Genomic DNA, 15,312 nt, shown 5'->3' with positions numbered 1-15,312 from the left:
CGTGAGCCCCTTCGGTTCAGGGACCAGTGGCCGGTAGTGTCTATGAAGGACGAAACCGGACCCCCCACCACCCCGGTGACTTCAAACAGGATTGGGATGAGAGACGAAGCAGTGGCAAGCCAGGACCAAGACCCCACTACGGAAGGCGTCCCCTCAGGCAAGACGCCGGACGGGCACGGCGAGAACCCGTCCGACGCAAGCGAGACCATAGTCAGCGGAACCCACGCGGCCGCTACGGGCAAGGCCCAGGACAACGCTGCTCCGGCTGAACACGATGCCTGGGATGCGGAGTTCGCCGGGCTGGCCGGAACGGGGCCCGACGCCGGAACCGCCCATGAGCGCAAGGAGGCTTCCGCTGGAACGGCTTCCGAGACCGGAGACGCCCCCGCGCCTGTGGCGGATGCGCCGTCCGCTGACGTTAACGAAACCTCCCGTTCCGGCGCTGCGGCTCCGGACGATGCGGGCGGCGCGGCAGCCCCTGCGCGGACCCCTGAGGAAGTGCCGGGAGGACACCCGTCCCTGGCCCAGCGGAGCACACTGCCCATGCGCGCTGCCAGCACGATGCCCGACCTGAGCCGGTACGGCACCGAAGACTCCGCCGGAAATGACGTCTCCGCTGGAACAGGAGACTCCACCGGAACTGGAGACTCCACCGGAACAAAGGGCACGGCCGCCACGGACGAGACTGCTTCAGCAGTTACCGGCACTGCGGACAAACAGGCATCCGGGCAGGATCCAGCGGTGTCCGAACCGCATCCCACTACCGCCGAAGGCGGTCCGTGGTACGGGCCGGGCACGGGAGAGCGGCAGGTGTCCGGCGAGGACAGCGCCGCGAACGCTGCCGTGCCGGAAACCGCAGCCATGCCGGCCGCCGATCCCGCCGTCCCGGCAGAGGATGCTGAGCGGCGGAACGCGGAGCGGGAACGCGCCGCCAGCGCCAAGCCCGTCCTCGGCCGGGTCATCCAGGTTGCCATCGCGGTGTTCTTCCCCGTCATGCTGCTGGCCGCCGCGATCCGCGCGGTGGCAACGCCGCTGTTCCTGTGGATCGAGTACAACCGGCCCGGCTTCCCGGCGGACAGCTTCGGTTTCAGCACAGATGACCGCATGACCTACGGTTCCTACGCCGTGGACTACCTGTTGAACTTTGCTTCTCCGCGGTATCTGGGGGACCTGGTGACGCCGGACGGCGATTCCCTGTACCTGGCCACCGAGGTGTCGCACATGGCCGACGTCAAGATGGTCCTGAGCCTCGCGTTCGTAACGGCGCTGGGCCTGGCGCTGCTCAGCATCGCCGGCGGGATCTACCTCGCCCGGCGCTGCCCGGGCGGGATCCGGCGCGCGCTGTTTGCCGGTGCCGTAGCAACCCTGGCACTTATTGCCGGACTGCTGGTAGCCGCCGTCCTGGCCTGGGAAGAGTTCTTCACCATGGTGCACACCATCTTCTTCGCCCAGGGCAATTGGACATTCCGCCTTGACGACACCCTGATCCGCCTGTTCCCCGCCCAGTTCTGGATGGACGCCGGCGGAGCCATTGCGGCCATCGTCCTGATCGTCTGCGTGCTGGTCATGGTGTTCACCTGGCCAACGAAGAAGCGCCGCGAACGCTCCCGCCTCGCCCGCGAGGAAAGCCGCCGCCGCTACCTCGAGTCGCTCGAAGCGCTCTAGCCGAGCAGGCTGAAGAAGACACAAGCCGGGGCCCGTGAATCGGGCCCCGGCTTGTGTCTTCTCCGGCAGATCGGCAGGACTAGTTCGCGTACAGCTTCTCCACCTCAGCGGTGAAGTCCGCGATCACGGCCTGGCGGCGGAGCTTCAGCGTCGCCGTCACATGGCCGCCGTCCAGGGAAAAGTCCTTCGGGAGCACCGTGAACCGGCGGATCTGCTCGGCCCGGGACACTGAGGCGTTCGCAGCATCCACTGCTTCCTGCACCTGGGCGAGGACCCGGGGATGCTCAGGAAGCGTCTGACCGCCCGCGTCGATGCCGTTCTCGCGGGCCCACGCAGCCAATGCCTCGTCGTCGAGCGTTACCAGGGCACCCACGAAGGGGCGGCCTTCGCCGACCACCACCACCTGGGAGACCAGGCGGTGTTCCCGGACCTTTTCCTCCAGCGGACCCGGGGCGACGTTCTTACCGCCGGCGGTGACCAGCAGGTCCTTCTTGCGGCCGGTGATTCGCAGGAAACCGTCCTCATCCAGCGCTCCGAGATCGCCGGTATGGAACCATTCGCCGGTGAACGCTTCCGCCGTTGCCTCGGGGTTGCGGTGGTAGCCGGAGAAGACACCGACACCGCTCACCAGCACCTCGCCGTCCTCGGCAATCCGGATGGAGTTGCCCGGCATCGGCAGCCCGACCGATCCCACCCGGGTGAGCGGAATGGTGTTCACCGACGCCGGAGCGGTGGTTTCCGTGAGGCCGTAGCCTTCCTGGACCGCAATTCCGGCTCCCCGGAAGAAATGTGCGAGCTGCGGGCTCAGCGGACTCGCGCCGGAGATGGCAATGTCCATCTCCCCGCCAAACGCGGCCCGGACCTTCGGATACAGCAGCCGGTCGAAGGCAGCATGGCGCAGCCGCAGTGCCAGGGACGGGCCGGACCCGCCGCGAGCCTCGCTGTCCCGCGCTTCAGAGTAGGCGACGGCGGTGGAGGCAGCGGCGTCGAACAGCTTGCCTTTGCCGGCGGCAGCAGCCTTCTCCTCGGCACCGGCGTAGATCTTTTCGAAAATCCGGGGCACGGCCAGGAGGAAGGTGGGACGGAACGTCCGCAGGTCCTCAACCAGGGCAGCGGCGCTGGAACTGTGGCCCACCGTGACCCCGGCGGCCAGGCAGCCAACCTGCACGGCGCGGGCCAGGACATGGGCCAGTGGCAGGAACATCAGTGTCCTGGCGCCCGGGCGCTTCAGCATCTCCGGGAGGAGCTCAATCACGTTCACGGCGAACAGGGCAAAATTGCCGTGGCTGATAGTGCATCCCTTGGGCCGTCCCGTGGTTCCGGAGGTGTACACCAGGGACGCCGCATCGGAGAGCGCCGCGGAGGAACGGGCGGACTCAAGTTCCTCGTCCGCCACCTCCGTTCCGGAGACGGCGAGCGCGGCCAGCGTGTCCGGCCCCTCGCTGCCGCTCAGTTTCCAGATCCGGACCGGGGATTCGGCCGCAGCAGCCCCGGTTTCAATGACCCTGGCCTTGGCATCGTCACCGGCGAAGACGAGCCGCGCACCGGAATCGGCGAGGATCCACTGGACCTGGCTGGGGGAGGAGGTCTCATAGATAGGAACAGTGACCGCGCCGGCAAACCAGATGGCAAGGTCTACGACGGTCCATTCGTACCGCGTTGCGGACATGACAGCGACCGTATCGCCTGGACGGACCCCCTGCGCCAACAGGCCCTTGGCTGCCGCCCGGACCTCGGCAAGGAACCCGCCGGCACTCACATCCGTCCAGCCGGTACCAGTCCGGCGTGAGTACAGGGGCTTCTCAGGAGACCGTTTTGCCGTAGCCAGCAGGAGATCGGTGATGTTGGAGTCTTCCGGGAGTTCCACGAACAATCCGGTGGAGGATTCGCGCACGGGACCTCCCTTTCTGTGCGAGTTCATAGCGTTGAGACCTAGATCCAGCTCGGCATCCAGATGCGGAGCCGCCAATCAGAGTAGGGAATGATTTCAGCCGTCCAGACCGGATAGAAGAAGGCGGAGACCAGGACAACAGCGATCAGGAAGCACGCTGTGACGGTTGCTCCGCGGCGTCTGCGCAACGGCGGATCTGCTGCCCGCCCCAGGACGAGTCCCAGTACGTAGGTCAAGGCCAGCACCAGGAACGGCACAAAGGAGACGGCATAGAAGTAGAACATGGTCCGGTCCGGAAAAGCGAACCAGGGCAGGTAGCCGGCGGCGATGCCGGAGAGCACTGCTCCGGCCCGCCAGTCCCGGCGTCCGAGCCAGAAGGCGAGGACGGCGACCAGGCTCAGCAGTGCAGCCCACCAGATCAGCGGGTTGCCCACGGATGTGATGGCGGAGGTGCATGAATCCGCCCCGCATGCTGCCTGCTGCGGATCCAGGCTCTCGTAGAAGAACGAGGTGGGGCGGCCCAGGAAAAGCCAGGTCCAGGCGCTGGCTTCATAGGAATGTTCAGAGGACAGGCCGTTATGGAAGCTGTAGGCACTTCGGTGGTATTCGGCGAGGGACCGGAGCGGACCGGGAACCCATTCGAGTCCCGCAGGGGCGGGATTGGTCTGTGCCCACTGGCGCCCGTACGCCCCGTTGGAGAGGAGCCAGCCGGTCCATGTGGCCAGATATGTAACGGCCGCTGCCGGAATGATGGTGAGGAAAGCCGGAATGCCGTCCTTGAGCAGGCCCGCCGGCCAGGCGCGGATTCCTGCCACCCGCCGTGCGCTGACATCCCACAGGACGGTCATGATGCCGAAGACGGCAACGAAGGCCAGTGCCGACCACTTGGTGCCGACGGCCAGGCCGAGGCACACGGCGGCCGCAAGCCGCCACGGACGCCACAGTACCCATGGCCCGGTCTTTAAGGCAGCGGGATCCGGCAGGCTTCCCGCGGGCCGGTGCAGCTTCCGTGCCAGCCGCCGCCGTCCGTCGTCGCGGTCCAGCAGCAGCGCGCCAAAGGCCGCAACAATCCAGAAGGTGAGGAAGATATCCAGCAGTGAGGTCCGGGACAGGACCAGGTGATGTCCGTCGACGGCCAGCAGCAGGCCCGCAACTCCGCCCAGGAGGGGAGACCTGAACAGGCGCCACGCGATCAGTGCCAGGAGCAGCACGGTCAGTGTGCCGGCTGCGGCGGCGGAGAAGCGCCAGCCGAAGCTTGAACCTGGCCCGAACAGTGCCATGCCGAAGGCAATCATCCATTTGCCCACCGGCGGGTGGACCACATACTCCGCGCCCTCCAGCAGGCCATCCGGCTGGCCGGCTGCGAACGAATCGTTGGCGTCTTCCGGCCAGGCGCGTTCGTAGCCGGAGACAAGATAGGAGTAGGCGTCCTTGACGTAATACGTTTCGTCGAAGACCAGGGACCCGGGCTCATCCAGCCGGATGAAGCGAAGCAGTCCGGCAAGAACTGCGGTACCCAGGGCAGCCGCCCATGCCCAGGAGCGGTAGGGAAGCGCGGCTCCCAGCAGCCTCTGGCGCAGCGACTGCTCCGTAAAGGCCCGGTCCGCCGGCTGCACCAGGGGTGCGGTGTCCCGGGCCGGGGCGGTGGGCAGGGGCAGGGTCACGGGCTCAACTCTATAGCCTGTCGCGTAGGGTTGAAGGGTGAACTCCAGCAGCAGCGACACCCAGCAGCCCAAGAGCGTTGAACGCGCAGAGAAGCGTGCGGCCGCAGGCGCCGGCCAGATCGTGCTGGCAGCCACGCCCATCGGAAACATGGGCGACGCGACGGTCCGCCTGATCGACCTGCTGCAGCACGCTGACGTCATTGCGGCCGAGGATACCCGCCGGCTGCACCGCCTGGTCAGCGCCCTGGATATCAGCACCAGCGGCCGCATCATGAGCTACCACGAGCACAACGAGCAGTCGCGAACCCCCGAACTGCTCGAACTGGTGCGCGGCGGAGCCACCCTGCTGATGGTGACCGACGCCGGCATGCCTTCCGTCTCCGACCCCGGGTACCGGCTCGTGGAAGCCGCCGCGGCGGAAGGAATTGCCGTTACCGCGGCGCCCGGGCCGTCTGCTGTCCTGACCGCACTGGCGCTCTCCGGCCTGCCCACCGACAGGTTCTGCTTCGAGGGTTTCCTTCCGCGGAAGCCCGGTGAGCGTGCTGCCCGGCTCTCCGAGCTGGCCCGCGAGGAACGCACCATGGTTTTTTTCGAAGCTCCGCACCGCCTCGAGCCCATGCTGCGGGCACTGGACACTGCATTCGGTCCCGAACGTCCCGCCGCCGTGGCCCGGGAACTGACGAAGCTGCATGAGCAGGTACTGCGCGGTCCGCTGCGTGAGCTTTTGGAGTGGGCTGAGTCCAGCGAAGTCCGCGGCGAGATTGCCGTCGTCGTCGGGGGAGCGCCCGACGCCGAGCCGGAGGCACCGGAAGACCACGTCGGGGCCGTGAATGACCTGATCTCCCAGGGATCCCGGTTGAAGGACGCCGTTGCCACCGTGGCCTCCGACGCCCGGATCAGCAAGCGCGAACTCTACTCGGCGGTGCTGGCGGCGCGGGGAACCAGCTCCTAAGTCTCCTCTGGCCAACTGCACAGGGTCGCTGGAATTTCCTTGTGCAGGGGTGCATTTACACTGGTCGGCGGCGGGCTCTACGGTGAAAACAGCACCGGGCAGATTGTGATCCGGAAAACCCGCATACTTTGGAGGCTCACTCATGGCTGTAACCGCTGAACGCGAGGCCGCACTGCTGGCCCAGGTTCCCACCGGCCTGCTGATTGACGGAGAGTGGCGCGAAGCCACCGGCGGAAAGACCTTCGAAGTCGAGGACCCGGCAACCGGAAAGGTGCTGCTGAACATCGCAGATGCGAGCACCGAAGACGGCGCCGCAGCCATGGACGCAGCCGCAGCCGCGCAGGAATCCTGGGCCGCAACCGCTCCCCGGGTCCGCGGCGAAATCCTTCGCCGCGCCTTTGAACTCGTTACTGCCCGCGCGGAGGACTTCGCGCTGCTCATGACGCTCGAAATGGGCAAGCCCCTAGCCGAGGCCCGCGGTGAAGTTGCCTACGGCGCCGAGTTCCTGCGCTGGTTCTCCGAAGAGGCAGTCCGCGTCACCGGCCGCTACGGCACCGCACCGGACGGCAAGTCCCGCATCATGGTCACCAAGAAGCCGGTTGGGCCCTGCCTGCTGATCACGCCGTGGAACTTCCCGCTGGCGATGGCCACCCGAAAGATCGCTCCCGCGGTTGCTGCCGGCTGCACCATGGTGCTCAAGCCTGCCAAGCTCACCCCGCTGACCTCCCAGCTGTTCGCCGCCGTGATGATGGAAGCCGGCCTGCCCGCCGGCGTCCTGAACGTGGTCTCCACCACGAAGGCCGGGGAAGTTACCGGTCCGATCATGAAGGATGACCGGCTCCGCAAGGTGTCCTTCACCGGCTCCACCCCGGTGGGCCAGGGCCTGATCCGCGATGCCGCGGACAAGGTGCTGCGCACCTCCATGGAACTGGGCGGCAACGCGCCGTTCGTGGTGTTCGAGGATGCCGATATCGACAAGGCGGTTGAAGGCGCCATGGCGGCCAAGCTGCGGAACATGGGCGAAGCCTGCACCGCCGCCAACCGGTTCATTGTGCACGAGGACATTGCCGACGAGTTCTCCGAGAAGTTCGCGGCCAAGGTCGGCGCCATGACCACCGCCCGCGGAACCGAGGACGAGTCCAAGGTTGGCCCGCTGATCGATGCAAAGTCCCGCGACAAGGTCCACTCCCTGGTGGAAGACGCGATCGACGGCGGCGCCACTGCGGTAGTCGGCGGTGCGCCCGTGGACGGACCGGGCTACTTCTACGCACCAACCGTGCTGAAAAACGTTCCCGCCGGCGCCCGGATCCTGCAGGAGGAGATCTTCGGCCCGGTGGCTCCGGTGATCACCTTCTCCACCGAAGCCGAAGCCGTGAAGCTGGCCAACGCCTCCGAGTACGGCCTGATCGCCTACGTCTTCACCGAGGACCTGAACCGCGGCCTGCGGATCGGCGAGAAGCTGGAGACCGGCATGCTCGGCCTCAACGCCGGCGTCGTGTCCAACGCCGCCGCCCCCTTCGGCGGCGTCAAGCAGTCCGGCCTGGGCCGCGAAGGCGGCGACGAAGGCATCGAGGAATACCTGTACACGCAGTACATCGGAATCGCTGACCCCACGGCATAGTTCCCGGCCGCTGAGCGGCGTTCGCAGGCCCCGCACCGGAGAACCCCCGGTGCGGGGCCTGCGGCGTTAACGCCGGGAAGACGGTTTCGCCGGTTCCCGGGACGCGGCCGGCGTGGGCCCGGTGCGTTGGGCCGGAAACAACGACGCCGGAACGAAGACAGCCCGGAGCCGCGCCGGAACGGTCACGGACCCGCGCAGCGCGGTGCGAACGGTCTCCACGTCCTGCCAGTCCGCGGGCGGCTTCCCGGCGGGGCCAGGCCCCGCCGGGTCGGCGTAGGCCTCGGCTTCGTAAGCGGCGCGCAGCCGGGCCAGCGCGTTCGCCGCCGGCTGCGGCAGCCCCGCCTGCGAGCTAAGGCGCTCCGCGTAGGACCGCGGACTGTCAGCGGTCCTGGCACGGTAACCGAAATCCTGTGCCAGGTCCGTGGCCTCGGACCAGACCGGAGCCGCACGGCCCGACCCGGCATGTTCGCTCCTGCGCAGCCCGGTCCTTCTCCGGCGCAGGGCCCACGGCGTGAGTACCGCTGCCCCGGCCACCAACAGGCCTATTCCAACGCCGGCCCACGGAGCCGCGGCAGTTTCCCCCGGCTCGAGGGGCTGGGACTGGGCATCGGGCTCGGGAGCGGCTGAGGGAAGCGCCGGCGGTGCCGGGTTCCGCATATCCCGCGGATCGGCGTCGGCCTGCGCGGCGGACGCGGCGTTCTGCTGCCGCTGGACGGCGTAGGAGGGCACGACGCCGCGGGACGGCGTGGGCTCGAAACGCACCCATCCGGCACCTTCGAAGTAGAGTTCGGGCCAGGCATGCGCATCGCGCGCGTCAACCGCGTACTCATCCAGCTCCGTGCCGTCCGGACCGGGGAGGGTATTGCCCGTCGCCCGTCCGGGAGCGTAGCCCAGGCCCATCCGGCTGGGGATGCCAACCTCGCGGGCCATGACGGCCATGGCGGAGGCGAAATGGATGCAGTAGCCGGACTTCTGTTCGAGGAACCTGGACAGCACGCCCATACCGTTGCCGTCATAACCGCCCTCGACGGGGGCCTCCAGCGAGTAGTCGAACTGCGGACCGCGGAGGTAGGACTGAAGGGCCAGCGCCTGGGCATAGGGGCCGTCGGCGCCCGCCACTGCTTCCCGGGCCGTGTCCCGGATGATTTGCGGGAGGTCGCCCGGGAGGTCCGTGAACCTGGGTTCCACCGCATCCGCGGGAGCAGCCCGGAGCCCGGAGAGGGCCTCGCTGGTCACCACGGGAGACTCACTGACGACTTCATACCCGGAACGCGGTTCCGAACTGCCGCTGCCGGACAGGATGGTCATGGTGGTGGGATCCCAGGTCCAGGCGCCGTCCAGCCCGGACACGGAGGATGGCGCGTAGGGAGCCAGCAGCCAGGGGCTGGCGTAACTCGGAGAGCTGATCAGGGTGCGCACGGTCTCCGTGGGGATGGCGGGATCCGCGGAACCTGCCGGGGCCATTTCTCCTGCCAGCGACTTCCGCTCGTTTTCCCGGGTATCCGGAGCCCAGCGGGTGCCGGAGAAGTCTTCCAGGGTGGTTGAACGGAGGTAGACCGGCCGGGTTGAGTCCGTGGCGTAGGTGATCCGTCCGGTTGCGGTTGGCTGGCGCAGGTCATTGCCCAGGGACACCACGGGGTTCAGCCCGGTGGAACCGTTCAGGAAGTTGAACCGTGCGCCCTGGGGAAAGGCGCCTGCATTGAAACCCGGAATGGCGAGGGAAACCAGCAGGGCTGCCACCACGGCCGCCGCACCGATTCCCGCGGCACCTGCGGCCTGGGCGCCGCTGGGGCGGGTTGGGACGTCCGGTGCCGCATGCGCCGCAGACCGTTCCCGCCGCTCCTGCCAGGTTCCGGCAGCCAGGATCAGGAGGTAGCCGGCCGCTGCCGCCGTGAAGCCTGCCACTCCCACGCTCTGCGGCTTGATGATTGCGGGAACCAGCAGGACGGTGAACAGGCCAAATCCGCTGGCTGCGGGCATCCGAAGGGTGACTGCCAGCGTATCCACCAGGACGGCGATCAGTCCCACCGCAAGACAGGCGACGAACACCACGCCGGCGTCCGGGTTGACGGGGATGACCTGGGTAATCACCGTGGTTTGGGCGGCCGAGAGCAGTGCCTGTGCCCGGCCGAGCGTGGCACCCGTGGGAAGGATCCCCAGGAACGCGGCGTCAGCTGAGAACATCACCGTGAGGATGAGGGCCAGCGCAGCCATCCCTGCTGCCGGTACCAGCGCAGTGGGCAGCCTGAACCACCGGGCGAGCGCCGTTCCTGCTGCGACCGCAGCGAGCGCAGTCCCAAGCGGCCACACCCAGGCGAACCCGTCGAGCACCCCGTGGATACTCAGCGCGCACAGCAGCACGGCCGCAGCGCAAACCGCTCCGCCCACCCACTGGGCATCTCCCGTCCGGCGTCGGCGCGGGCGTGGCTCCGACTGCCGGGGCTCCGGCGGAGCGAGCGTCGCCGTCATGGCCTAAGCCCCTGCTGCGCGAGTGCTGCCGCGTGTTCCGCTGCACCGGACCACGCGGCGGCCACCGGCTGGGAGGGGGCTGCGGCTTCGGCAGTCCAGCCCGCTGACCGGAGGAGCGCCAGCTGCGCTGCGGCGGCTGCCGGCCGTTCGGTAACCAGCAGGACAAGGGCGGACGGCACCGCGTCTGCGGCCGGTGCGAGCCTGCGGGCATCTTCTTCGCTGAGCGCGCCGGTGATGACCACAAGCGGTCCCCGGTGGCGGGCGTCCAGCAGGGCTTCGAGCAGGGCGTCGCCGAAAGGCTGGTGCTGTCCGGGGTGTGTGCTCCGATCCGGGCGCGGGCTGGCGCCGGATGGAGCCGGCCTGCCGGGCCTGCGGAGGGTTCGCCGTGTACGGGAACCGTGCCGGGGACGGGGCCCGGATGCTGCCGCTGCCTCTTCCAGCCCGAGGGCGGCCAGCCCCTCGCCGAGGTCTCCGGCAGCCGCCGCTCCGCTGAAGACCGCTGCCCGCGGATCGGCGCTGGAGGGTGAACGCTGCAGGCCGGGACGGGCCTGGGCGTCCAGGAGCCGCACGGCAAACCCGCGCTCCAAAAGATCAGCGCCGATGGACATGACGGCAGCGACCGCCCATTCGAACGATTCTGAGCTGGCAGGAGCGGCGTCGTCTGCGGTTTCGGCCCAAAAGGGTGAAAGAAATCCCTGATCATAACTGGATTCCCGCTGGTCCAGCACGAGGGTTGCGCGGGGCGTTGCCACCGTTTCCTCCTGGCGGACCATCAGCTCGCCGTGGCGGGCCGTGGCGGACCAATGCACCCTGCGCATCGGATCTCCGTGCCGGTATTCGCGGGTTGTCACATCGTCCTGGCTGGGGACTCCCTGGACCCTCGTGGCAACCGATCCGTCGCTGCCGCGCAGTCCGTCCAGCACCGCGGCAGGGAGTTCCACCGGCACTGGCTTCACAATGAGGTCATCCGTGCCCCCAATGGTGTGCCGTGCCAGTGCGAGTCCGAAGGGATCCAGGAAACCTGCGCTGACCGGGCCAATGCGGTAGAGGCCCCGCCGGGAGGAGACCAGCCGGTACTCGTACCGGCTGGCCAGGCCGTCCGCCCGCGCGGCAGGGAACAGGAACTCGGGGCTGGTGCCGAAACGGGCCGGCAGTTCCTCCGTCATGCGGGCCGTTCCGCCGAAGGGTTTCACCGGCCGCACCGTTAGTCCCACGCTTACCGGTATCCCGGTCTTTGCGGTGGACGGACGAAAGGACCGCTGCACGCTGAACTGCGGCTTCAGCAGCCGAAGTGCCAGTGCAGAGGCCAGCGGCGTCAGGATCAGGAACACTCCCAGCAGCAGCAGGTCACGCCGGCCCAATACCTGCGCGCCGAGCAGCGACACGACTCCGGCTGCTACCAGTCCCCAGCCGCGTCCGGTGAGCACGGGCCTGCTGGCTGCGGGCTGTCCGGGTTTCCTCACCGGCTACGGCCGCGTCATTCCGGCCCGGGCACCCGGAGGCCGCGGAACGGGCACCTTGGAGAGAACAGCCGCCAACAGCGAGGCAGGGGTTTCACCGGCGCCCAGCGCCTGCCGCTCGAGGATCAGCCGGTGCGGCAGCACCGATCCGGCCAGGCGCGCGACGTCGTCGGGCAGGACGAAATCCCGGCCCTCCAGCGCGGCGCGGGCCTTGGAGGCGCGGAGCAGCTGCAGCAGCGCCCGGGGGCTGGCACCGAGCCGGATGAACGGGTGCTCACGCGTCACCGCTCCGATGGCTACGGTGTACTCCTTGACCGCAGCGGACACGTAGACGTCCCGCACCTTAGCCGTCATGGCAGCGATGTCCCGCACTGAAGCCACCGGAACTATCGACTCCAGGGGAGAGACGGACTGGTGGGTTTCGAGCATTTCGATCTCTGAGGCGGTGTCCGGGTAGCCCAGGGAAATACGTGCCATGAACCGGTCCCGCTGGGCCTCCGGAAGTGCGTAGGTCCCTTCCATCTCCAGGGGATTCTGGGTGGCGACCACCATAAAGGGCTCCGCGAGCCGGTAAGTGCCGCCGTCGACCGTGACCTGCCGTTCCTCCATGCACTCCAGGAGGGCGGACTGCGTCTTGGCCGAGGCGCGGTTGATCTCGTCGCCGATCACGATGTTGGCGAAGACCGGGCCCTGCCTGAATTCGAACCGGTGGGCGTCCTGGTTGTAGATCGACACCCCCGTCACATCCGAGGGGAGAAGGTCCGGGGTGAACTGGATGCGCGTTACTGAGCAGTCCACAGCACGTGCAAGGGTCTTGGCCAGCATGGTCTTCCCGACACCCGGTACGTCCTCCAGCAGCACATGTCCCTCCGCCAGGAGGACCGTGAGCACCAGGCGGGCTGCCTCGTCCTTGCCGTCAATCACCGTGTTGATTGCATCGAGGATCCGCGTGCTGACGGAAAGGAACGAATCCGCCTCCCCGGCCGCGCTCCCGGCGAACGGCGCCACGGCGCCCGGCGCATCGAATCCTGCGGTGGCAGCAGATGTGTTGCGGGTGTCCATGGATACCCTCCAGGGCTCGGCTCGTGGGCCGGGGAAGAGCCCAGTCCCGGCCGGCGGTTGAGTGCCCCATGGGCTGCCGGGCCTGCGGCGCGCGGGGCCGCACCGGCACCGCCAACACCGTTCCCGGCAGCCGCCGGGGCACTTAGTACGTACAGGGTACAAGCTCACTTAGGCTTAAAGACATGACTATCGACGGCGCATACGTTCCGGGTGAAATACCGCAGACCTACCTTGCCCGCGGACACAGCCAGCGAGAGGAAGGCCGCAGCGCCGAAAGGGCGTTCGCCCCCGCGCCGGAGCCGCTGCCCGTTCCGGTCATGGACAACCACACACACCTGGACTTCGGCGTTCCGGGTGCCCGGACGGCCTCCGCAGCGCTCGACGCCGCAGCCGCCGCGGGCGTGCAGGGCGCCGTCCAGGTGGGAACGGACCTCGAATCGTCCCGGGAAGCCGCGCGGCTTGCCGAAGAGGACCCGCGGCTCCTGGCGGCCGTTGCCATCCATCCCAACGATGCGCCGGAGCTTGCCCGGGACGGAACTCTGGACGCGGCCCTCGAAGAGATAGGAGCGCTCGCGGCCCGTCCCCGGGTCAGGGCGGTGGGGGAGACGGGGCTGGACTACTTCCGCACCGGCCCCGAAGGCGTGGATGCCCAGAAGTATTCATTCCGCCGGCACATCGGCATTGCGCGGCAGGCGGGGATTGCCGTACAGATCCACGACCGCGACGCGCATGAGGACGTTGTGCGCATCCTCGGGAAAGAACAGCTTCCGCCGGCCGTCGTTTTCCACTGCTTCTCCGGCGACGCTGGCCTGGCCCGCATTTGTAACGAACACGGGTGGTACATGTCCTTTGCCGGAACCGTGACCTTCCGCAACGCAGAAGGGATCCGGGACGCCCTGGCAGTGGCGGATCCGTCCTTGATACTGGTTGAAACCGACGCCCCGTTCCTCACCCCGCACCCCTTCCGCGGACGGAACAACGCAAGCTACATGGTTCCCTATACGGTGCGGGCCATGGCCGAAATCCGGGGTGCGGACCTGGCTGATTTCTGCTCCTCGATAGCAGCAAACACCACCGCCGTTTACGGGTCCTGGGACTAGCTGTCAATGCTTCGGGCCGAAACCGGAGTTTGCCCGGAGATCACGGTTCGGTTACGGTAGGGACCTATTAGCCGGGGTCGGGGAAGGCTTCCGGACTAATAACTACCGCCTTAGAGAACCATGCCCTGCCTCGGCAGCCGGTGTAGCCACGACGGCGATGGTCCCTGCCTGCGCGCGCCGGCACTCCGTGAGACCCGGAGCCCTGCCCGGGGTGCGCCCAAGTCCCCGTGCCCGGAAGCTCAAAAAGTTTGGAATTCCGTGGCAACTTCACTCATGAGGCGCGGGCTGAAGCTCGGAGGCCAGGCCGCCGTCATGGTGGCCCTCATCCTGGGACTCGTGGCCTTCGTCGGCACCAACAAGTCCGTCGTCCTGAACGTGGACGGTGAGACAAGCGACATCATGACCTTCGGCGGCACCGTTGAGGATGTCCTCGCGAAGGCCGACGTGCAGCTTGCAGCAGCAGACCGTGTGGTTCCCGCCCCGGACACCGAGGTCCGGGACGGCACCACGATTGAAGTGACCACGGCCAAGACGGTCAACGTCAACGTTGACGGCACCGGCCACACCGTCCAGACCACCGGCTCCACGGTGGCAGACCTGATTTCCGAACTGCGGGTCTCCGCGAAGTCTTCGGTCTCCGCCTCGCTGGACGCCTCCCTGGTCTCCGTCCGCGGACTCTCAATCTCCACTCCCAAGACCGTTACCCTGCTCGCAGACGGCAAGACCACGCAGCTGGAGACCACCGCGTCGAGTGTCGAGGAACTCCTGGCTGAGGCCGGAGTGACCCTCGGAGCGTCGGACCGGATTTCAGTCCCGGCCCGGGCGGCGATTGCTGACGGCATGACGCTGAAGGTGACACGGGTGGCCGCAGACACCCAGGACACCGTGACCGAGCCAGTGCCGTTCGAAACCCGCACGGTGGATGACGCGGAGCTCTTCGAGGGCGAAAAGAAGGTCACCGAGCCCGGCGTGGCCGGCGAGCGCACCCGGATCTTCAACACCGTGGTGGTGGACGGCCGCGAAGTCAGCCGTGTCCTGGCCAGCGAAAGCGTTACGCGTGAACCGGTTGCCGAGACGGTCGCCGTCGGTACCAAGAAGCGTCCCGCAGCAGCAGCTGCGTCCAGTGCCGCATCCGGTTCGGCACCCGCCGGGGGTGCCTGGGCGGCGCTTGCCCAGTGCGAGTCCGGCGGCAACTGGCACATCAATACCGGCAACGGCTACTACGGCGGCCTGCAGTTCAGCACCCAAAGCTGGCTTGGTGCCGGCGGCGGCGCCTACGCCCCGGTGGCAAGCGAGGCTACCCCTGAGCAGCAGATTGCCGTCGCCGAAAACCTGCGTGCCAACGGTGGATGGGGCCACTGGCCCTCCTGCGCCAGCAAGCTGGGACTGCTCTAGCCCAGCCAGCACACAGATGGAAAAAGCCGGTCC

The 15,312-nt window shown here is 67.9% G+C and carries 10 protein-coding genes; 5 read left to right on the top strand and 5 right to left on the bottom strand.

The features are described from left to right. The first annotated feature begins 96 nt into the window (after nucleotides 1–96). On the top strand, nucleotides 97–1,665 hold the full coding sequence (locus GD628_RS16910) for a lipoprotein intramolecular transacylase Lit (protein ID WP_338083418.1): 1,569 nt from the start codon (nucleotides 97–99) through the stop codon (nucleotides 1,663–1,665). 79 nt (nucleotides 1,666–1,744) lie between these two features. Here the strand turns inward: GD628_RS16910 and GD628_RS11060 are convergent, their stop codons facing one another. Together GD628_RS11060 and GD628_RS11055 are read right to left on the bottom strand one after the other, a co-directional pair. Continuing rightward, nucleotides 1,745–3,559, bottom strand: coding sequence for an AMP-dependent synthetase/ligase (locus GD628_RS11060; RefSeq protein ID WP_152274760.1), 1,815 nt, complete (start codon nucleotides 3,557–3,559; stop codon nucleotides 1,745–1,747). A 38-nt stretch (nucleotides 3,560–3,597) separates the two neighbouring features. Continuing rightward, nucleotides 3,598–5,220 (bottom strand): dolichyl-phosphate-mannose--protein mannosyltransferase, encoded by a 1,623-nt coding sequence (locus GD628_RS11055; RefSeq protein WP_226802492.1) that lies wholly within the window; start codon nucleotides 5,218–5,220, stop codon nucleotides 3,598–3,600. A 118-nt stretch (nucleotides 5,221–5,338) separates the two neighbouring features. On the opposite strand from GD628_RS11055, the gene rsmI reads away from it, so the two are divergent. Both rsmI and GD628_RS11045 read left to right on the top strand, forming a co-directional pair. Then, a complete protein-coding gene (rsmI, locus tag GD628_RS11050; protein ID WP_264372051.1) occupies nucleotides 5,339–6,172 on the top strand; it encodes a 16S rRNA (cytidine(1402)-2'-O)-methyltransferase in 834 nt (277 codons plus the stop codon). Between the two features lie 142 nt (nucleotides 6,173–6,314). After that, nucleotides 6,315–7,793 (top strand): NAD-dependent succinate-semialdehyde dehydrogenase, encoded by a 1,479-nt coding sequence (locus GD628_RS11045; RefSeq protein ID WP_091606695.1) that lies wholly within the window; start codon nucleotides 6,315–6,317, stop codon nucleotides 7,791–7,793. Nucleotides 7,794–7,859: 66 nt separating this feature from the next. On the opposite strand, the gene GD628_RS11040 is transcribed toward GD628_RS11045, so the two are convergent. The 3 genes from GD628_RS11040 to GD628_RS11030 are packed head-to-tail and all read right to left on the bottom strand — an operon-like array spanning nucleotide 7,860 to nucleotide 12,784. Then, nucleotides 7,860–10,262: a transglutaminase TgpA family protein gene (locus GD628_RS11040; RefSeq protein ID WP_152274757.1), complete on the bottom strand. Its 2,403-nt coding sequence runs from the start codon at nucleotides 10,260–10,262 to the stop codon at nucleotides 7,860–7,862. Then, on the bottom strand, nucleotides 10,259–11,689 hold the full coding sequence (locus GD628_RS11035; protein ID WP_152274756.1) for a DUF58 domain-containing protein: 1,431 nt from the start codon (nucleotides 11,687–11,689) through the stop codon (nucleotides 10,259–10,261). Before GD628_RS11035 ends, GD628_RS11040 begins: the two co-directional genes overlap by 4 nt. Before the next feature lie 39 nt (nucleotides 11,690–11,728). After that, nucleotides 11,729–12,784, bottom strand: a complete 1,056-nt coding sequence (locus tag GD628_RS11030; protein ID WP_152274755.1) for an AAA family ATPase — start codon at nucleotides 12,782–12,784, stop codon at nucleotides 11,729–11,731. A gap of 182 nt (nucleotides 12,785–12,966) precedes the next feature. Here GD628_RS11030 and GD628_RS11025 point away from each other — a divergent pair, with 182 nt between their 5' ends. Then, nucleotides 12,967–13,884, top strand: a complete 918-nt coding sequence (locus tag GD628_RS11025; RefSeq protein WP_152274754.1) for a TatD family hydrolase — start codon at nucleotides 12,967–12,969, stop codon at nucleotides 13,882–13,884. A 258-nt stretch (nucleotides 13,885–14,142) separates the two neighbouring features. After that, a complete protein-coding gene (locus GD628_RS11020) occupies nucleotides 14,143–15,279 on the top strand; it encodes a resuscitation-promoting factor (RefSeq protein ID WP_276529355.1) in 1,137 nt (378 codons plus the stop codon). Nucleotides 15,280–15,312: the final 33 nt, after the last annotated feature.

Origin of the sequence: Arthrobacter koreensis (assembly GCF_009193255.1) — a bacterium.
GTDB lineage: Bacteria > Actinomycetota > Actinomycetes > Actinomycetales > Micrococcaceae > Arthrobacter_B > Arthrobacter_B koreensis.
This window is presented reverse-complemented; position numbering and strand designations above follow the sequence as displayed.